Origin of the sequence: Kribbella shirazensis, assembly GCF_011761605.1 — a bacterium.
GTDB lineage: Bacteria > Actinomycetota > Actinomycetes > Propionibacteriales > Kribbellaceae > Kribbella > Kribbella shirazensis.
On record NZ_JAASRO010000001.1, the window covers coordinates 6453105 to 6471180 of the forward strand.

General features: G+C 69.7%; 19 protein-coding genes. 6 read left to right on the forward strand and 13 right to left on the reverse strand.

Annotated features, from left to right (window positions below; genetic code table 11):
• Positions 1–671 precede the first annotated feature (671 nt).
• The 3 genes from BJY22_RS31065 to BJY22_RS31075 form a co-directional block, all read right to left on the reverse strand.
• Positions 672–1793 (reverse strand): Gfo/Idh/MocA family protein, encoded by a 1122-nt coding sequence (locus BJY22_RS31065; RefSeq protein WP_167213834.1) that lies wholly within the window; start codon positions 1791–1793, stop codon positions 672–674.
• A gap of 42 nt (positions 1794–1835) precedes the next feature.
• A protein-coding gene (locus BJY22_RS31070; RefSeq protein WP_167206655.1) for an IS3 family transposase occupies positions 1836–3106 on the reverse strand; the annotation gives its coding sequence in 2 pieces (ribosomal slippage) (positions 1836–2833 and positions 2833–3106; 1272 coding nt in all).
• 208 nt (positions 3107–3314) lie between these two features.
• Positions 3315–3956 carry a hypothetical protein gene (locus BJY22_RS31075; protein ID WP_167213836.1) on the reverse strand — a complete coding sequence of 214 codons (642 nt, stop codon included), beginning with the start codon at positions 3954–3956 and terminating at the stop codon, positions 3315–3317.
• 48 nt (positions 3957–4004) lie between these two features.
• Here BJY22_RS31075 and BJY22_RS31080 point away from each other — a divergent pair, with 48 nt between their 5' ends.
• The gene (locus BJY22_RS31080; RefSeq protein ID WP_167213839.1) at positions 4005–4376 is read left to right on the forward strand and encodes a hypothetical protein; all 372 of its coding nucleotides are present in this window, start codon (positions 4005–4007) and stop codon (positions 4374–4376) included.
• Positions 4377–4494: 118 nt separating this feature from the next.
• Here BJY22_RS31080 and BJY22_RS31085 read toward each other — a convergent pair whose 3' ends face one another.
• From BJY22_RS31085 to BJY22_RS31105, 5 genes are all read right to left on the reverse strand, one after another.
• Positions 4495–5472 (reverse strand): ribose-phosphate diphosphokinase, encoded by a 978-nt coding sequence (locus BJY22_RS31085; RefSeq protein WP_167213842.1) that lies wholly within the window; start codon positions 5470–5472, stop codon positions 4495–4497.
• 70 nt (positions 5473–5542) lie between these two features.
• Positions 5543–6580, reverse strand: coding sequence for a threonine aldolase family protein (locus BJY22_RS31090; RefSeq protein WP_337759547.1), 1038 nt, complete (start codon positions 6578–6580; stop codon positions 5543–5545).
• Positions 6577–7950: a class II 3-deoxy-7-phosphoheptulonate synthase gene (locus BJY22_RS31095; RefSeq protein WP_238350508.1), complete on the reverse strand. Its 1374-nt coding sequence runs from the start codon at positions 7948–7950 to the stop codon at positions 6577–6579. Before BJY22_RS31095 ends, BJY22_RS31090 begins: the two co-directional genes overlap by 4 nt.
• A 43-nt stretch (positions 7951–7993) precedes the next feature.
• Complete coding sequence (locus tag BJY22_RS31100; protein ID WP_167213844.1) at positions 7994–8386, reverse strand: DUF2237 family protein; 393 nt, start codon at positions 8384–8386, stop codon at positions 7994–7996.
• Positions 8387–8422: 36 nt separating this feature from the next.
• Complete coding sequence (locus BJY22_RS31105; RefSeq protein WP_167213847.1) at positions 8423–9187, reverse strand: lysophospholipid acyltransferase family protein; 765 nt, start codon at positions 9185–9187, stop codon at positions 8423–8425.
• Positions 9188–9528: 341 nt separating this feature from the next.
• On the opposite strand from BJY22_RS31105, the gene BJY22_RS31110 reads away from it, so the two are divergent.
• Genes BJY22_RS31110 through BJY22_RS31130 form a run of 5 tightly spaced genes read left to right on the forward strand, consistent with a single transcriptional unit; the run spans position 9529 to position 13520 of the window.
• Positions 9529–10311 (forward strand): alpha/beta hydrolase, encoded by a 783-nt coding sequence (locus BJY22_RS31110; protein ID WP_337759552.1) that lies wholly within the window; start codon positions 9529–9531, stop codon positions 10309–10311.
• The gene (locus tag BJY22_RS31115) at positions 10304–11017 is read left to right on the forward strand and encodes a hypothetical protein (protein ID WP_167213853.1); all 714 of its coding nucleotides are present in this window, start codon (positions 10304–10306) and stop codon (positions 11015–11017) included. The genes BJY22_RS31110 and BJY22_RS31115 overlap by 8 nt, the downstream gene beginning before the upstream one ends.
• 59 nt (positions 11018–11076) lie before the next feature.
• Positions 11077–12306: an ornithine cyclodeaminase, nickel-pincer nucleotide-dependent gene (locus tag BJY22_RS31120; RefSeq protein WP_167213855.1), complete on the forward strand. Its 1230-nt coding sequence runs from the start codon at positions 11077–11079 to the stop codon at positions 12304–12306.
• Between the two features lie 26 nt (positions 12307–12332).
• Positions 12333–12752, forward strand: a complete 420-nt coding sequence (locus BJY22_RS31125) for a YybH family protein (RefSeq protein WP_167213858.1) — start codon at positions 12333–12335, stop codon at positions 12750–12752.
• Positions 12753–12770: 18 nt separating this feature from the next.
• Positions 12771–13520: an enoyl-CoA hydratase-related protein gene (locus BJY22_RS31130; protein ID WP_167213861.1), complete on the forward strand. Its 750-nt coding sequence runs from the start codon at positions 12771–12773 to the stop codon at positions 13518–13520.
• Here BJY22_RS31130 and BJY22_RS31135 read toward each other — a convergent pair.
• The 5 genes from BJY22_RS31135 to BJY22_RS31155 are packed head-to-tail and all read right to left on the reverse strand — an operon-like array spanning position 13501 to position 18073.
• On the reverse strand, positions 13501–14205 hold the full coding sequence (locus BJY22_RS31135; RefSeq protein WP_167213864.1) for an endonuclease/exonuclease/phosphatase family protein: 705 nt from the start codon (positions 14203–14205) through the stop codon (positions 13501–13503). The two genes, BJY22_RS31130 and BJY22_RS31135, sit on opposite strands and share 20 nt — an antisense overlap.
• Positions 14202–15335, reverse strand: coding sequence for an ROK family glucokinase (locus tag BJY22_RS31140; protein WP_167213866.1), 1134 nt, complete (start codon positions 15333–15335; stop codon positions 14202–14204). The genes BJY22_RS31135 and BJY22_RS31140 overlap by 4 nt, the downstream gene beginning before the upstream one ends.
• A 55-nt stretch (positions 15336–15390) precedes the next feature.
• Positions 15391–16362, reverse strand: a complete 972-nt coding sequence (locus tag BJY22_RS31145; RefSeq protein ID WP_167213869.1) for an ROK family glucokinase — start codon at positions 16360–16362, stop codon at positions 15391–15393.
• Positions 16353–16760 (reverse strand): hypothetical protein, encoded by a 408-nt coding sequence (locus tag BJY22_RS31150; protein WP_167213872.1) that lies wholly within the window; start codon positions 16758–16760, stop codon positions 16353–16355. Before BJY22_RS31150 ends, BJY22_RS31145 begins: the two co-directional genes overlap by 10 nt.
• A complete protein-coding gene (locus BJY22_RS31155; RefSeq protein ID WP_167213875.1) occupies positions 16757–18073 on the reverse strand; it encodes a TRC40/GET3/ArsA family transport-energizing ATPase in 1317 nt (438 codons plus the stop codon). The genes BJY22_RS31150 and BJY22_RS31155 overlap by 4 nt, the downstream gene beginning before the upstream one ends.
• Positions 18074–18076 lie beyond the last annotated feature (3 nt).

Consider the following 18076-nt stretch of genomic DNA (forward strand, 5'->3'; position numbering starts at 1 on the left):
ACACGCCGTTGCGTGTTCCCAGACACCGGACCCTGTCGCGAAGGCAAGAGGTGGTGCGAACAGATGCGGCACCTCTACCATCAAGGCGGTCCGGGACGTCAGGGCCTTCACGGAGGGGTGGTCGGGCGTGGCGGGTGAGGCTGGGGTGGCGGACTGGGCGGCGGAGTTCGCGAGGACCGGTGAGGTGCGGATCGCCCCGCGGCGGCGGGTCGCGGGGGTGAGGATGTTGTTTCCCACCTTCTTGCTGGTGAGCGCACTAGTGGTGATTGTGTTGGCCCTGCTCGGTCGCAGGGACTGGTTGTGGCTTCCACTGTTCTGTGTTGTCGCGGCACCGAGCTTCATCGCACAGATCTGGCCGCAGACGCGCATGCTTCTCTTCGGTCAGCCCATCCTCATCGTGGACACGCTGGGCGTCTCTCTCGGGCGGAACGCCTTGCCTGGGACGAGGTTCAGGTCATCAAGGGACCAGGCTCGATCCGTCGGCGGCCGGCTGATCCGCGGCGGCCGGTGCGTGCTGATCTCGAATGGTTCGATGTCGTGACTCTTGCATCCGGCCCAGGGCGTCGGAGCCGGCGGATCTCCGTCGGGAAGGAGCATGTCGGGGATCTGGAGGGTCTGGCTGCTTGGCTGCACGCGCTCCGCAGCGGGCGTTACGCTCGCTGAGCCTGCGGTCAGAACGTGGTGGTGAGGTCCTGGGTTTGGCCTGTGGCGGCGGCTCGGTAGGCGGACTCGATGATGTCGATGACGTGGCGGGCGTGTTCGGCGGTGACGATCGAGGGCTTGCCTTCGCGGACCCAGTCGACGAGCTGCATCACGTCCTCGTACACGTGCTGCTCCTCGATCTCCCGGTGCACACCGGTCACGTGCGGAAGCAGGGCCTGGTTGCCGGGACCGCGGGGCGAGAGCTCATCGGGATTGCGGTCGGGGAAGTCGAACGGTTCGCCGTTGAGGAGCAGGCCGTCGATCGTTCCCGCCGTACCGTAGTAGGTTCCGCCGAAGCCGCCGCGCATCCCGCCGGCGGCCGTTCCGGTCGCGACGCAGTACAGGTTGTCGCCGAAGTCGATCAACATCACGGTGTTGTCGTCGGCGTCGGTCTGGACGTCGGCCCCTCCGCTGGTGCGCACCGGGACGCGTACGCCGGACATCGCGGTCACCCGCCGCGCCGGCCCGAGGATGCCGGTCACCGTGTGCAGTGCGTACACCGTCATGTCGTACACCGGCCCGCCGCCCGGCTTGCGGAAGTACCACGACGGATCGATGTTCGTCAGTACGTCGTTCCCGCCGCGCACGGACTCGTTCTCGTGGTACGTCCCGAACGCCGCACCACAACTCACCCACGACACCGTGCCGATCGCACCCTCGGCGATCAGCTCCCGCGTCCGTACATGATGCGGCCGCAACATCTCCCCCGGCGATGCCACGATGCGCAGATCGTTCGCGGCCGCCAGCTCGATGAGCTCGGTCGCCTCCGCAACGGTCAACGTCATCGTCTTGTTGAAGTGCACATGCTTCCCCGCCTGCAACGCGAGCTTCCCCTGCTCGTAGTGCAACCCGATCGGAGAAGCAATCGTCACCGCGTCGACGTCGCCCCGAGCCAGCAGTTCCTCGTACTCCGTGAACGCCCGCCCCACCCCGAACTTCCCAGCCGCCGCCTCCGCCCGCCCCGGCACCGGATCACACACCGCGCCGAGCACCACCCGGCCCGCGAGATCGGGCTGCGACAGATGCGGAAGGAGGCCCCGTACCGAAATACTCCCAGCCCCGACAACACCCATCCGCACCGTATCCGCCATACCAAGGATCCTTGAACCACCCCGGGTTTGATGCACCCTCGGTTATGTGAGTGCGACCGGTCGGTCGTCTCGGGTTTGTGCATAGTAGTTGGCCTCGGCTTCGGCGGGTGGGCGTCGGTCGAGGCGGTGCATGAGCCGGCTGGTGTTGTACCAGTGGACCCAGTCGGCGGTGATGGCCTCGAGGTTGCTGAGGCCGGTCAGTGGTCCGCGGCGAAAGGGGGAGTCGTCGCGGATGCATTCGGTCTTGTAGAGACCGATCGTGGTCTCGGCCAGGGCGTTGTCGTAGGCGTCGCCCACGGTCCCGATCGAGGGGCTGAGACCGTGCAGTTGCAGGGTCTCGGTGAAGTGCAGCGAGGTATATTGGGATCCTGCGTCCGAGTGGTGAATCGTCTTGTTTTGCAGAGGTTTCCCTTCTCTGAGGCGCAGTTCGGCAGCCTGTCTGATGGCGCGTTCGACGAACGTGGTGTGCTTGGACATCGAGCACTCCCAGCCGGCGATGAAGCCAGCGAAGGCGTCGATCACGAACGCGGTGTAGGCGAACGCGCCGCCGGCCAGCCGCACGTAGGTGAAGTCCGCGACCAGCAGCCGGTTCGGTGCCGGCACCCGGAACTGGCGGTTGACCAGGTCTGGTGCCCGGTCCGCGGCCGGATCCGGGACCGTCGTGCGTGGCTTCTTCGCGCGGGTCGCACCCTGCCAGCCGTTCGCCTTCATGAGCCGCTCGACCGTGCAGCGCGCCACCTCGACGCCCTCGCGGTTCAGGTGGGCCCACATCTTCAACGACCCGTACAGCGACTCCGGCACCCTCCGATCGTGCTCGTCAGGCTCGTAATACCCGGCCAGCACCTCGGTCACCGTCAGCTCCCACAGAGCACGTTTCGACGGCGCCCGCCGGGCCCAGGCGTAGTAGGTTCTCGGAGCGATCTGGCAGCCGTGCGCACTCAACGCAGCGCAGATCGGAGCGACCCCGAACCGAGCCCTGTGCTCGGCGATGAACCGGCAGATCACCGCTGTCGCGGGTCGCTCTCCCGCACGAAGAAACTCGTCGCCGCCTTCAGGATCTCGATCGTCTGCTCCAGCTCGGCGTTCTTCCGCTTCAGCTCCCGGATCTCCCGCGCCTGCGCCGTCGACACCCCATCAACCTCACCGGCGTCGACCGCTGCCTGGCGAACCCACCGGCGCAGCGTTTCCGGTGTCATTCCTAGCCGGCCCGCGACCGTGGTGATCGCCTCCCACTCACTGGCGTAATCACCCCGGTGCTCGGTCACCAACCGGACCGCCTTGGCCCTGGTCTGCTCGTCGTACTTCCTCGGCATGGATGCCACCTTCCCAACGAAGGAGGTGTGCATCAAACCCGGGGTGGTTCACCTATTGGCGCCAATCAGCTTGTGCGTCGCTCCGCGTGGCTCGACAAGTGCTGCTCTCCGGAAACAATTCGCCAAATAGCGGCGAAAAGGTTCCGCAAAGGCGGAGCCGTCAGCCATTGCGGTCGGCTCATCCGCCACCCGAGCCGATGATTCGCGCTTACGGGGTGATCGTGATCTCCAGGTGCGCCAGCAGCAGGCTGCCGCTCTCGGCGTGCAGTTCGACGGTCAGGCCCCACCGTCCCGGCGGAACGGCGTACCCCAAGTTGGGAATCACCGACGCTGTCCCGATCCAGACCGGCACAGGACGGCTCTGCTGAGGCTCGATCTCGAACCCCACCAGCGGTAGGGCCTGCGGGCCGACGTACCGGCCGACCATGCGACCGGAGCTGTCGGTCACCGCGGACGACAACTGGCCGTTCGTGCGGAGCACCTCCGCCTTCGCGGTCCGATTGGCGATCAGCACATCCCTGCGCGCATCTCGACCGGTCCGCACCCTCAACGGAGACATGGGTTCTACGTCGAGCCCGGCGTCTTCAGCGGGTACTCCGCGCAGCTGGAGCGCGAACTCACTCATCCGCAGCTCCCGGGCCGGAAACGTCATCGCCCCGACCTGCAGATCCACGAAGTCCCCGTACTTCGCTTTCAGTTCGGCGGCGATGTCGGTCGCCCAGGCGGCCAGGTCGATACGGATCCGCTTCTCGTACCGCTCCCGGTCTGGGCCGGGAAAGACGACCAGCGCATCCGGTGACTCCTCGAGCAACCGCCGCAGATCCACACGCAGGCTCTCCCAGCCGGCCATAGCCCGACGATAGCTCCACCCGCGCCATCACCCGGCACAATCAGCGGCATGGATGAAGCTGTGCGCCGTCAGGGCACCACCTCAGCGCGTCTTGCGTGGATGGCCGGTGGTGCACTCGTCGTGGTGCTTGTCATGGCTGCGGCGTCGATCGTTTCTCGGGTCATCACGCACGACACCTGGCAGGCATGTAGCTCGGACGGGAGGATCTGTCTCACTCGCCAGCAAGCATCCCGTGTGCTGCAAGTCGGTCCTGTCGATCGCATCTGGGTCTCTGTCGACCTGCACGATCAGTGCGGGACGCTCTATCCGACTCCGTTCGAGTTCTCCGATGGGCGGATGGAGGCGACCTTCTCCTCAAGCTCTGTCGAGCTGCGCGGATCAGCCGGCGAGCGAATCACGTACCACGCGAACGGCTGCTGACGAGACAGCTGGAGTGCAGGCGGGCTCGCTGAGGAGCGTCGCGACGAAGGAAGCGCCCGCGTAGCACGCGTGGGTCAGACCACCTTCTCCACCACACCTGTCCCACCGCGAGCAACAGCTAGAACGGGAGTTTGGGTTGGGGTGGGGCGTGGGTGGGGTCTACGCCGTCGAAGAGGCTGCTGACGGATTCGCCGTCGTGGATGCGTTTGATGGCTTCGGCGAAGAGGCCGGCTACCGAGGTGATTTCGAGTTCGGGGAAGCCGTCGGGGCGGGGGACGGTGTCGGTGCTGATGACTTCGGTGATGGAGGGGTGCGACCTGAGCCGCTCGACGGCGGGGCCGGCGAACAGGCCGTGGGTGCAGGCGACGGCGGCGGAGGTGCAGCCGCGGTCCTTCAGGCGGTCGAGGAGTTCGATGATCGAGCCGCCGGTGGCGATCTCGTCGTCCAGCACGATCGCCCGCTTGCCGGCGACGTCGCCGACGATGGCGTCGATCACGACGCGGTCGTCGGCCATCCGCTGCTTGCTGCCGGCCGCGACGGGGACGCCGAGGAGGCGGGCGAACTGGGTCGCGGTCTTGGCGTTGCCCAGGTCGGGGCTGACCACGACGGTGTCGGACAGGTCGCGGCCGCGGAAGTGGTCGGCGAGTACGCCGATCGCGGTCAGGTGATCGACCGGGACCGAGAAGAAGCCGTGCACCTGGGGTGCGTGCAGCGCCATGGTCAGCACGCGGTTCGCACCGGCCGTGGTGAGCATGTCCGCGACGAGGCGGCCGCCGATCGAGATGCGGGACGCGTCCTTCTTGTCGGAGCGTGCGTACGCGTAGTGCGGGATGACCGCGGTGATCTGCTGTGCCGACGCGCCGCGGGCGGCGTCGATCATCAGCAGCAACTCCATCAGGTGCTCCTGCGTCGGCGGCACCAGGGGTTGCACGATGTACACGTCTCGTTGCCGGCAGTTCGCCTGCAGTTGCACCTGCAGGCAGTCGTTGCTGAAACGATGGATCTCGACCGGAGACAGCGGTACGCCGAGATCACTACAGATCTGCTCCGCCAACTCGGTGTGGGCACTTCCGCTGAACACGACGATCTCTCGCACGGCTCTCCCCGAACGCTGTGACCCGAACGGTTGCACCCTATCTCGCCCGCCCGCCGGCGCACGCAACCAGTCAGCCGGTGAGAATCCGGGCCAGCGTCTCCGCCGCCGTACGGCAGTCGGCCGCCGACGCGTCGAGGTGCGTGACGATCCGCAGCTGTGTGGCGCCGACACCGCCGACCAGTACGCCGGAGTCCCGGGCAGCCTCGACCACCTGGGCGACAGACTTGCCGGTGGCGGCGAGGTCGGCGACGACGATGTTGGTCTCGACCTGGTCGGGCTTCACCGAGCCCGGCGCGGCATCCGCGAGCACCGAGGCGATCGCGCGGGCGTTGGCGTGGTCCTCGGCCAGGCGCTCGATGTTGTGCTCGACGGCGTACAACCCGGCCGCGGCCAGTACGCCGGCCTGCCGCCAGCCCGCACCGAGACGCTTCCGCCACACCCGCGCCTCGCGGATCAGCTCCGTCGGCCCGACCAGCACCGAGCCGACCGGCGCGCCGAGGCCCTTCGACAGGCACACGCTCGCGGCGGCGGCCCGGGAGGCGTACGACGCGACGGTCCGCCCGGTCGCGACCGCAGCGTTCCAGAGCCGCGCTCCGTCGAGGTGCAGCGGCAGCCCGCGTGCCTCGAGCTCGTCGGCCAGGGCGTCGTACTCGTGCTGGATCGACCCGCCGCCGAAGTTGTGGGTGTTCTCGACCGAGACCGCCGCCGTGATCACGAAGTACGGGCCGAGGTCGGGGGCGATCAGGGCGCGGATCTGCTCGAGGTCGATCTGCCCGGACGGGCCGGTCCAGGTCCGCGTCGTGACACCGCTCGCGGCGGCGTGCGACCCGAGCTCGGCGCGGACGATGTGGGCGCTCGCCTCGCACAGCACCTCGCCGCCGCGCGGGACCAGGGCCCGTACGCCGAGTATGTTCGCGAGCGAGCCCGTCACCGTGAACAGCCCGGCCTCGTGCCCGAGCAGGTCCGCGACGCGCTCCTCCAAGAGGTTGACGGTCGGGTCCTCGCCATAGACGTCGTCGCCGACCGGGGCCGACGTCATCGCGGCCAGCATCTCGGCCGACGGACGCGTGACGGTGTCCGACCGGAGGTCGATCACGCCTGAGATCACGCCTGCGCTCCCCGCAGACGCTCGGCGACGAGGAACGCCAGCTCCAGCGACTGGTGCCGGTTCAGGCGCGGGTCGCAGGCGGTCTCGTACCGGTTCACGAGGTCCTCCGCGACCAGCTCCTCACCGCCGCCGAGGCACTCGGTGACGTCGTCGCCGGTGAGCTCCATGTGGACGCCGCCCGGCCACGTCCCGACCTGCTGGTGCGCGTCGAAGAAGCCCTGGACCTCGTCCATCACGTCGTCGAAGTTGCGGGTCTTGTACCCGTTCGGCGTCTCGTAGGTGTTCCCGTGCATCGGGTCGCACACCCACGCGATCGGCGAACCGTGGTCGCGGACCGCCTCCAGCAGCGGCGGCAGCGCCTCACGGATCTTGCCCGCGCCCATCCGGGTGATGAACGTCAGCCGCCCCTCGACACCCTTCGGGTTCAGCTTGTCGATCAGGGCCCGGATGTACTCCGGGGTGGTGGTCGGACCGATCTTCACGCCGAGCGGGTTCGACAGCGAGGCGAGGAACTCGACGTGCGCGCCGTCCAGTTGGCGGGTCCGCTCCCCCACCCACAGCAGGTGACCGGACACGTCGTACGGCTGCTCGGTGCGCGAGTCGATCCGGGTCATGGCGTGCTCGTACTCGAGGATCAGCGCCTCGTGCGACGCGTAGAAGTCCACGGTCCGGAACTCGTCCGAGGTCGCGCCGCAGGCCCGCATGAACGCGAGCGCGCGCTCGATCTCCGACGCCAGCCGCTCGTACTTCTGGCCGACCGGGGACGACTTCACGAAGTCGGTGTTCCACGCGTGCACCTGGTGCAGGTCGGCGTACCCACCGGTGGTGAACGCGCGGGTCAGGTTCAGCGTCGCGGCGGCCGCGTTGTAGACCCCGCGGAGGCGGTTCGGGTCCGGGATCCGGGCCTCCGGCGTGAAGTCGAAGCCGTTGACAGCGTCACCGCGGTACGACGGCAGCGTCACGCCGTCGCGCGTCTCCTCGCCGGACGAGCGCGGCTTCGCGTACTGCCCCGCGATCCGGCCGATCTTCACGACCGGGACGCTGGCGGCGTACTGCAGGACGACGGACATCTGCAGCAGCACCCGGAGCTTGGCCCGGATGTTCTCCGCGGTCACGCCCGCGAACGTCTCGGCGCAGTCGCCGCCCTGGAGGATGAACGCCTCGCCGCGCGCGACGGCGCCGATCTTCGTCGTCAGGTCGTCGCACTCACCGGCGAACACCAGCGGCGGCAGCGTCCGGAGCTCGGAGATCACCTGGTCCAGCACATCCTGGTCCGGCCACTCGGGCTGCTGCAGCGGCTTCAGCCCGCGCAGCTCGTCCAGTGTCGGAACCCCGGGCACCTGCCCCGTCGTCAACGTCGCGAATTGCATGCAGCCAACTCTAGGCGAACCAGTCGAACGGACGGTGATCGTCTCAGGTCAAGGCGCCCGGATCCGGCGGTACGTCGACCGCGTGCTCCCGCAGTACGGCCAGCGGGATCGTCTCCAGCGCCCGCGCATGCGTGGACGCCAGTACGACGGGAGCCGCCGCTCCGTCGTGGTACGCCTGCAGCCACCGGACCGCCACCACGCACCAGCGATCCCCCGGCTGCAGCCCGCTGAAGCTGTACTCCGGACGCGGTGTGACCAAGTCGTTCCCGACCGAGGCCTGATGCGCCAGGAACTCCGCGGTCATCACCGCGCAGACGGTGTGACTGCCGAGGTCCTCCGGCCCGCTCGTGCAGCAACCGTCGCGGTAGAACCCGGTGACCGGATCGGTCCCGCACTCCTCCAGCGGCTCACCGAGAACGTTCAGGTCGCTGTCCATGGCGTCCATCCTCGCCGGGCGCCGCGGCGAAATCTGTCAGCTGGCCTTCGTGTCGCCGAGGCGGAGGTGCTCGTCGACGGACTCACCGGCCTTGATCAGCTCCTTGGCCTTGTCGGCGTACATGTCGACGTACTCCTGGCCGGACAGGTCCATCAGGGCGTACATGATCTCGTCGGTGACCGAGCGGAGCACGAAGCGGTCCCGCTCCATGCCCTCGTAGCGGGAGAAGTCCAGCGGCTTGCCGAACGCGACGCCCGGGCGGACCAGGCGCGGCAGCAGCCGGCCCTTCTCGCGGTAGAACAGGTTCGGCCGCATCCGCCCGCCGGGCTGCAGCTTCTCGGTGTCGATCATCGCCACCGGGATCACCGGTACGCCGGCCACGATCGCCATCCGGGCGACGCCGGTCTTGCCCTTGTACAGCCGGCCGTCGGGCGAGCGCGTGCCCTCCGGGTAGATCCCGAACAGGCCGCCGTCCTCCAGGATCTTCAGGCCGGTGTTCAGCGCGGCCAGCGAGGCGCGCCCGCCGGAACGGTCGATCGGGATCTGGCCGACCGACCGGAAGAACGTGGCGACCAACTTGCCCTTCAGCCCGGGCCCGGTGAAGTACTCCGACTTCGCCGGGAAGACGATCTGCCGCGGCACCGAGACCGGCAGGAAGATCGAGTCGCAGAATGCCAGGTGGTTGCTGACCAGGAGAGCGGGACCCTCGGTCGGCACGTGCTCCAGCCCGGTCACCTTGGGACGGAAGAGCATTTTGATCAGTGGTGCGACCAAGAACCGTCTGAGGAACAGGTACAGCATCCGCCTCGACCTCCGTCGTTCGCCCGACACACACTCACCCGACAACACTCACCAGACCATCGTCGGCCGTACCCTCGTCCGGCACCAGTGCCTGCCGGTGGCGGTCTCGCGACGACTACGGCGCGCCGACCGTTCCGGTGCGGAGACTACGTTCCAGCTTCCCCCTCAGGCAATGTCACCGCCAGGAATGTGGGCGTTGCTCACCGTGTTGTCACCTGGATGCAGACTGGATGCAGACTGAGTGCAGCCCAGATGCGACGATTGTCACGCGCCTCGGGCCCAGTTCGAGCGGCGCAGTTGTGAGGACCGTGAGCGGCGAGTCATGCCCTAAGGAGTCGAGCGTGCCAGTGCAAGCCCACGCGGAGGAGTTTCGCAGTCCCGGCACCGGGGAGAACGCCGCCGTCGGCGTCCTGCTGAGCCATGGCTTCACCGGCTCGCCGCGGTCGATGCGGCCGTTCGCCGAGCACCTGGCCGCCGAGGGGTACGGCGTGGCGGTGCCGCGACTGCCCGGGCACGGGACGAGCTGGCCGGAGATGAACAAGACCAGTTGGCCCGACTGGTACGCCGTACTCGACAACGAGCTGGAGCGGCTGCGCAAGGAGCACGACCAGGTGTTCACGGTCGGGCTGTCGATGGGCGGCTGCCTGACCCTGCGGCTGGCCGAGGAGCACGGCACCGATATTTCCGGTCTGGTCCTGATCAACCCGTCGGTGCAGACCGACGACAAGCGCCTCGCGCTGCTTCCGGTGCTGTCCAGGCTGGTGCCGTCGTTCCCCGGCATCTCGAACGACATCAAGAAGCCGGGCGTCGACGAGGGCGCGTACGACCGGATGCCGCTGCGTGCGCTGCAGTCGCTGTCGCAGTTGTGGAAGATCACCCGGGCCGACCTGGCGAAGGTCACACAGCCGGTCCTGCTGTTCCGCAGTACTGTCGATCATGTGGTGGAGCCGAGCTCGGGACGGACGGTACTGTCCTCGATCTCGTCCCGCGACGTGACCGAGACCCTGCTCGAGGACAGCTACCACGTGGCAACCCTGGACAACGACGCACCGCGGATCTTCGCGGACTCCACAGCGTTCATCGGCCGGCTGAGCGGCCTCGTGATCGGTCAGCGGGATGCGTGACAACGGACTGACCGCGACGTCGTACGCGTCGCTCGGAGGCATCGACCCACTGGTCGCCGGGCCGGTGCTGGAGGCGCTGGCGGCGGCCGGGATCGCGGCGTACTGCGAGAACCAGAACGAGGCGCTGAGTGAGGTCGTGGCGCCCGAGGAGGCCGAGGAGCCGGTCCGGATCCCGGTCGGGTTCGACGAGCTCTTCGTCGACGCCGAGGCCGTGGAGCGGGCCCGCCCGGTGATCGACCGCAGTACCGAGGACGCGGAGTGGCAGTCGCTGGTCGAGCAGTTCAGCAAGCCGTCCGCGCCGGGTCACGACGGCGGCGACCCGGTCCCGCGCTGGCCGGTCAGCGAGGACGTGGACGAGAAGTACGAGCCGCTGATCGACGTACCGTCCGGACTCACCGTCGAGGACAAGACCGACGACGAGGAAGAAGAGGAGCGGCCGCCGCGGAGGGCCGACGATCCGCACGACCACTTCGTCCCGCCGGAGCCGCCGCGCGGGCCGCGGCTGGACTGGATCAGCCGGCTCGCCTGGCTCGGCCTGATCGGCGGCCCGCTGCTGCTGATCGCGGCCGCCGTCCTGGACTTCGGCACCGGCCGGATCACGACGGTCGCGGTCGCCGGCTTCATCGGCGGGTTCCTCACCCTGGTGCTCCGGATGAAGGACCGGTTGCCGCCCGGCGACGGCGGCGACGACGGGGCTGTCGTCTGAGTTAGAGTGCGGATCGTCGGACAATCCGACACGTCCGTACGAGCTTTGGGGAGGTACCCGTGCAGGTCACCGAGACCGTCGAGATCACCGGTCACCTGATGGACTCCGGATTGCTGTCCCGGGTCCTCGACGACATCCGCGGGTACGGCGGCGAGTACACCCTGGACAGGTTCGACCTCGGGTACGACAAGGACGACCCGTCGACGGTGCGTATGACCGTCGGCGCGGAGGACGAGGAGTCGCTGCAGCGGCTGCTGATGCGGATCCAGACCAAGGGCGCGAACCTGGTCGACCCCGGGACCCCGGAGATCACCGAGGTGTCCCAGGACGGCGTGTTCCCGGACGGGTTCTACTCGACCACCAACCTGCCGACGAGTGTCCGGCTGGGCGGCCGCTGGGTCGGCGTGCAGAACCCGGAGATGGACTGCGGGCTGCTGGTCGAGGGCGACACCGTCCGGACGATCCCGATGTCCGACGTCCGCGCCGGGATGCGGATCATCACCAGCGCGCAGGGTGTGCGGGTCACTCCCCCGATCGCGGTGAACACCGACGAGGGCTTCGGCTTCATGGAGTCGGACGTGTCGTCGGAGAAGCCGCAGCGGGTACTGGTCAAGCAGGTCGCGGACGGTATGCGCGAGGCGAAGGCGAACGGGCAGAAGGTGCTGTGGGTCGGCGGCCCCGGCATCGTGCACACCGGCGCCGCACCGGCCATGGTCGCGATCGTGGAGGCCGGGTACGTCGACGTACTGTTCGCCGGCAATGCGCTCGCGACACACGACATCGAGTCGTCGCTGTACGGGACGTCGCTGGGCGTGGACCTCGCCCGCGGCCGGGGCGTCGAGCACGGGCACGAGCACCACATCCGCGCGATCAACACGATCCGCAAGGCGGGCTCGATCGCGGCGGCCGTCGAGCAGGGCGTGCTGACGTCGGGGGTGATGCACGCCCTGGTGCGGAACGGGAAGCGGTTCGTGCTGGTCGGCTCGGTGCGCGACGACGGGCCGCTGCCGGACGTCTACACCGACGTCCTCGAGGGCCAGCGGGCGATGCGGGCCGAGCTCGACGGCGTCGGGTACTGCCTGATGGCGGCGACCATGCTGCACTCGGTTGCCACCGGCAACATCCTGCCCGCGTCGATCCCGCTGACCTGCGTGGACATCAACCCCGCGACGGTGACCAAGCTCGCCGACCGCGGGTCGTCGCAGGCCCGCGGGATCGTCACGGACGTCGGGCTGTTCGTCGAGCACCTGGCCCGCGAACTGTCGCCGGAGTACGCCGCGCTGAAGTGACCCCGTGCAGGGGTGAGGCTGGTGTCATGGAGGACTTCGCAACATTCCTGCGCCGCTTCGAGGAGGCCAACACCGCGTTCGTCAACGGCGACCCGTCGTTGTGGCTGCCGCTGGTGTCGCACAGCGAGCACACCTCGATCTTCGGCGGCTTCGGCGGCCAGGAGGTCGGGTGGTCCGAGATCGGCCCGCGGTACGAGTGGGCGTCGGCGCAGTTCCGGCCGACCGGGAACCGCGTCGAGTTCGAGTACCTCGACCGGTACGCCGGCGCGGACACGGCGTACACGGTCGCGATCGAGCGCTGCGCCGTCCACCACGTCACCCAGCCCGCGCCGGTCCCGCACGTTCTGCGCGCCACAATGATCTTCCGCGTCGAGGACGGTGCGTGGAAGATCACGCACCGGCACGCCGATCCCCTCAACCCCAGGTCCTCCCCCTCCGGGCCGTAGAGATGTTTGGATGACGGCATGACCGAACTCGTGCACCTGGACGTTGCCGACGGTGTGGCCGTCATCACGCTGGACTCGCCGCAGAACAAGAACGCCCTGTCGCAGCAGCTGACGGGCGATCTGCTGGCGCACCTGGAGACGGCCGGGGCGGACGACGCGGTGCGGGTGATCGTGGTGCGGTCCGCGCTGGACGTGTTCTGCTCGGGCGCCGACCTGTCGGAGGCGACGACGGTCGGGATGGGCGTCGGCGCGCAGCGGATGGTCGACGTCCAGCGGGCGATCGTCGCGAACCCGAAGCCCGTGGTGGCGCGGGTGGCCGGGCCGGTGCGGGCGGGCGGCATCGGGATCGTCGCGGCGGCCGACCTCAGCGTCGCCGGGGAGAGCGCGACGTTCGCACTGACCGAGGTACGCCTGGGGCTGGCGGCGGCGACGATCTCGCTGACCGTGCTTCCGCGGCTCACGGACCGCGCGGCGGCGTACACGTTCCTGACCGGCAACAGCTTCGACGCCCTCGAGGCCGCGCGGCTGGGGCTGCTCACGCTGACCGTGCCCGACGCCGACCTGGACGCCGCCGTCGACACGGTCCTCACGTCCCTGCTGAAGGGCGTCCCTCAGGGGCTCCGCGAGACCAAGAAGCTCCTCAACCGCGACCTGCTCGCCGACATCGATGCCCGCGGCAAGGACCTGGCAGAGCTGTCCGCGTCCCTGTTCGGCTCCCCCGCGGCCCAGGAGGCCATGCTCGCCTTCCTCAGCCGGAAGAAGAGCTGAGCTCCACCAGCAGCGGCAGGTGGTCGGAGGCGGCCGCGAGGTCCTCGGGTGCGGCCGGCGTCGGGAGGATGCGGCCGTGGACGGTCGGTGAGAGGTGCGCGCCGTCGATGCGTTTGTGGGGGTTCGTGGAGCTGAAGGTCGGCCCGGCGTCGGCGCCCAGGTCGGTGAGACCTTCCTCGGCGAGGAGCTTCCAGACCGGGCCGTCGGGTTCCTCGTTGAGGTCGCCGGCCAGGAGGTACGGCGTACCGAACGCGCGGCATCGGCGCAGGATCTGCTCGAGCTCGCGCCGGCGGCCGAGGATGTGCAGGCCCAGGTGGCAGCAGACGACCGCGATCCGGGTGCTGCCGAGGAGCACGTGACCGCCGACGGCTCCGCCCGGGAGCTGGGTGGCGATGAAGTTCAGGCGCCGGCGGACGAACGGTCGCCAGATCCGCCAGTGCAGGGGCTCGACGAGCTCGATGCCGTCGGCAACCAGGATCACGTTGCGCGCGGACGCGGCGACGTACCGCAGGCCGAACGTCGCCGCCATCGCGCGCCGCTTCTTCCGCGTACCGAACCAGGTCGGCGCCTCCTGCACCAGCATCACGTCCGGCGCGCAGGCCTTCACCACCCGTGCGAGCGCCGTACGGTCGTCACCCCAGCGGTGCACGTTGTACGACAGCACCCGGAGGGCGCCACCACTCATGCGTCAGGGTCGCCGTTCAGGTCGGCGTGGTGCAGGTCGGGGTCCGTGCGCATTCCGGTACGGCGTCCCGCCGACTTGCGAGCCGCGCGCTCCAGGCGGGTCGAGCGTCCGCGCGCCGCAGCCGTTTTCGCGGTCACGGCCGTGGTCTTCACCCGGACCCGGCGCAACCACGTCGCCTCTTCCCGCGCCAGGTCGGCCGCACCGACCATACCGGCCTCCGGACCGAGAACCGCACGGACGATCCGTGCCTCCGGGCGGAAGCCGCGGCCGGTCAACGTCCGCTTGAACGCCTCCCGCGCCGGCGACAGCAGCAGCTCGCCCGCGTCGGACACACCGCCACCGATCACGAACGTGCCGGGGTCCAGCGCGGCGGCGAGGTTCGCGAGGCCGATGCCGAGCCAGCGGCCGACGTCCTCGAGCAGCTCGACCGCGACCGGGTCGCCGTCCTTGGCCAGCTCGGTCACCATCGGGCCGTTGATCAGCCGCGGATCGCCGTTGGCGGCCCGCAGCAGGTTGTGCGCGACCGGCGACCCGGACAGCGCCAGCTCGCGTGCCTCGCGGGTCAGCGCGTTGCCGGAGGCGTACTGCTCCCAGCAGCCGCGGTTGCCGCACTCGCACCGATGACCGCCCGGCACCACCTGCATGTGCCCGAACTCGCCCGCGATACCGAACTTCCCGCGCTGCAGCGCACCGTCGTTCAGGATCGCGCCGCCGATACCGGTGCCGAGCGTCACGCACACCAGGTGGCTCTCGCCCTGGCCGCCGCCGAACCGCCACTCCGACCAGGCGGCCGCGTTCGCGTCGTTCTCGACCACGACCGGCAGGCCGAGCCGGCGCTCGACCGCGTCCCGCAGCGGCTCGTGCCGCCAGGCGAGGTGCGGCGCGAACAGCACCGACGACCGCGTCCCGTCGACGAACCCGGCGGCGCCGATACCGACCGCGATCACGTCGTGCCGGGACTCCAGGTCGTGGACGATGTCCGCGATCGCGTCCTCGGTCTCCTTCGGGTCCTTCGTCGGCGTGTCGCGGCGCAGCCGGTCCAGGATGTTGCCCTCCGGGTCGACCACGCCGGCGGCCACCTTGGTCCCGCCGATGTCGATCCCGATCGTCAGAGCTTGCGTCAGAGCCAAGGTTCGACCTTCCTCGTGACCCCCGCCGTCACTCCAGTATCCCCGGTCGCCGAGATCACCGGGATTTCCCGAGCGACGGGACGGGCCGGCGGGCCAGGTCGGCGGCGCCGATCAGGCCCGCGTCGTTGCCCAGCTCGGCGAGGCCGAAGGCGGCGTGCGGGCGGTTCGACCGGGCCGGGAGGTTCTTCTCGAAGGCCCGCTGCGCGGACGTCGTCAGCAGGTCCTTCGCGGCGCTCACCCCGCCGCCGATGACGATCTGCGTCGGGTCGAACATCGTCGCGAGGCTCGCCAGCCCCTCGCCGAGCCAGCGGCCGAGGTCCTCGAGCAGGTCGACGGCACACGGGTCGCCCTGCATCGCCGCCTCGGTGATCATCGGCCCGGTCAGCTCGGCCGGATCGGTGATCCCGCACACGCTCAGCATCTGCGCCGCCACCAGCGAACCGGACTCCGCCCGCGCCCGGCCCTCGCGCACCAGCGCACGTCCGGACGCGTACTGCTCCAGGCAGCCCCGCGCCCCGCACCCGCACCGATGCCCACCGGGTACGACGCGCATGTGGCCGAGCTCGGCCGCGACACCGTGCGCACCGCGCAGCAGCTCACCCTCGATCACGACGCCGCCGCCGATACCGGTGCCGACCGTGACGCAGACCATGTGCTCGACGTCCCTGGCCGCACCGAACGCGAACTCGCCCCAGGCGGCCGCGTTCGCGTCGTTCTCGACCACGACCGGGATCTTCAGCTGCTCGGCGACCCGGGCCCCGAGCGGCTCGTCCCGCCACGCCAGGTTCGGCGCGAACAGCACGGTGGAGCGGTCCGACGAGACGAACCCGGCGGCACCGATGCCGACCGCCTCCACCGCGTGGCCGGCGATCAGTTCGGCCGCCGCGTCGCAGATCGCCGCCGCGGTCGCGTCCACCGAGTCCGCCGGGGTGTCGCGGTGCGCGCGGGCGCCGATCACTCCCTGCTCGTCCACCACGCCGGCGGCGATCTTCGTCCCGCCGACATCGATGCCGATCGTCAGTCCCATGGTTCGGGGTCCTCACTCACGTCGATCCGGTCCACCCGGGACCGGGTCGATTCTTGGGCCGGTTCCTCCTCTGGTGGCGAGGTCCGCGACGCTGCGTCCTCCCGCGCCTGCCGGGCCGCGTCCGCGGCGGCCTCCAGCAGAGATCTCAGCGAGCCCAGGACATGCGCGGCGGCCGTCGACAGTTGCTCGATCGTTTCCGGACTGGTGTTCCGGACCTTGTGGATCAGCTGGCAGACCGGGCACCACACACAGTCCGGCCCCAACTTGTGCTCGTGCTTCTCGCCGGCAGTCCCGTCAGCGGTCTCGTCAGCGGGCGGAGCATCCGCGGCCGCGTTCTGCAGTACGGCGAACAGCTTGGCGGCCTCTTCAGCGACCGAGCCGACGGGGTCCTTGCTCAACGGCCTTCCCCGATCGCGGCTTCGCGGCGGGCGAGTTGCTCGTGGTACTCCGCCGCCAGCCCCTGCGCCAGCTCCTGCGCGGACTCCAGCGGCCCGGCGCCGCTCGGCACCTCGGGTACTGCGGGCCGCCCGGCCTCCCGCGGCGCGAACCGCACCTGCAGCCGCCCCTCGTCGAGTCGCGCCCCGGCGACCACACCGCGCGCCAGCGCGGCCGGCAGCGGCAGGACGCGCCGGTACGACCCCACGGTGACGATCAGCTCGTCCCCGTGCCGCGCCAGCTCGAGCTCGTCCGCGGATGCCAACGGCAACGGCATCGTCAGTGTGTAGGTCCGGCCGTCGGTGTCGATGTGCCGATCCACCCACAGCGACGTGTCGTCGGTGGCGCGGGCGAACGGGTCGTCCCCGCCGTACATCTCGACCGCGAACGCGGCCAGTTCCTCCACGCCGACCGGCTCGCAGACGCGGTACGGCGACTCCCAGATCGGCAGCGGCCGGAACGAGTCGGCGACCTCCTCGAGGATCCCGCGCTGTGCGGCGACCCACTGCCGCCGCCACGTGTCGGCACCGGCCGCCGGGAACACCCGGTTCGCCACGACGCCGTCCACGCGGTACCCGTACAGCGAGAGCCTGGTGAGCGAGCGTCGCGCCTCGGCGACGACGACCGCCTCCGGGGTCAGCACCAGTCGCACCGACGCGTCCGGCCCGGCCAGCAGCGTACGGATGTCCGACAGGTCGCTCTGCAGCCGGCGCAGCGCGTCGAACACGGTGTCGTCGGGCATCGGGATGCTCGAGCCGCGGTTCAGGAACGGGCGGAACGTGCGCATCATCTTGCGCTCGGCGTTGAAGATCCGGTCCATGTACCAGTTCAGCGCCTCCGGCAGCGCGAGCAGCCGCAGCGTCTCCGCGGTCGGCGCGCAGTCGACGACGATCACGTCCCAGCGCCCGGACCGGACGTGGTCGCGGACCTCGAGCAGCGCGAGCACCTCCTCGGCGCCCGGCAGCACGGTCAGCTCCTCGGCCTCGATCGGGTCGACCCCGACCATGTGCAGCACCGAGCGCAGGTAGCTCTGGATGTCGCCCCAGGACCGCTCGAACTTGCGCTGCGCGTCGATCTGCTGGACGAACAGCAGGTCGTCGATCTCGGTCGGCTCCGGACCCACCTCGGAGTCGAACGCGTCCGACAGCGAGTGCGCGGCGTCCGTCGACAGCACCAGCGTCCGCAGCCCGCGCAGTGCGGCGAGCGTGGCCGTCCCGGCAGCGGAGGTCGTCTTGCCTACGCCGCCCTTACCTGTGTACAGCAGAACCCGAGTCACTGG

What these genes read in the sequence shown, in the direction of transcription:
- BJY22_RS31065 (WP_167213834.1), bottom strand. Translation starts at nt 1,793, where the DNA reads ATGGCGGATACGGTGCGGATGGGTGTTGTCGGGGCTGGGAGTATTTCG.
- BJY22_RS31075 (WP_167213836.1), bottom strand. Translation starts at nt 3,956, where the DNA reads ATGGCCGGCTGGGAGAGCCTGCGTGTGGATCTGCGGCGGTTGCTCGAG.
- BJY22_RS31080 (WP_167213839.1), top strand. Translation starts at nt 4,005, where the DNA reads ATGGATGAAGCTGTGCGCCGTCAGGGCACCACCTCAGCGCGTCTTGCG.
- BJY22_RS31095 (WP_238350508.1), bottom strand. Translation starts at nt 7,950, where the DNA reads ATGCAATTCGCGACGTTGACGACGGGGCAGGTGCCCGGGGTTCCGACA.
- BJY22_RS31100 (WP_167213844.1), bottom strand. Translation starts at nt 8,386, where the DNA reads ATGGACAGCGACCTGAACGTTCTCGGTGAGCCGCTGGAGGAGTGCGGG.
- BJY22_RS31105 (WP_167213847.1), bottom strand. Translation starts at nt 9,187, where the DNA reads ATGCTGTACCTGTTCCTCAGACGGTTCTTGGTCGCACCACTGATCAAA.
- BJY22_RS31115 (WP_167213853.1), top strand. Translation starts at nt 10,304, where the DNA reads ATGCGTGACAACGGACTGACCGCGACGTCGTACGCGTCGCTCGGAGGC.
- BJY22_RS31125 (WP_167213858.1), top strand. Translation starts at nt 12,333, where the DNA reads ATGGAGGACTTCGCAACATTCCTGCGCCGCTTCGAGGAGGCCAACACC.
- BJY22_RS31130 (WP_167213861.1), top strand. Translation starts at nt 12,771, where the DNA reads ATGACCGAACTCGTGCACCTGGACGTTGCCGACGGTGTGGCCGTCATC.
- BJY22_RS31135 (WP_167213864.1), bottom strand. Translation starts at nt 14,205, where the DNA reads ATGAGTGGTGGCGCCCTCCGGGTGCTGTCGTACAACGTGCACCGCTGG.
- BJY22_RS31145 (WP_167213869.1), bottom strand. Translation starts at nt 16,362, where the DNA reads ATGGGACTGACGATCGGCATCGATGTCGGCGGGACGAAGATCGCCGCC.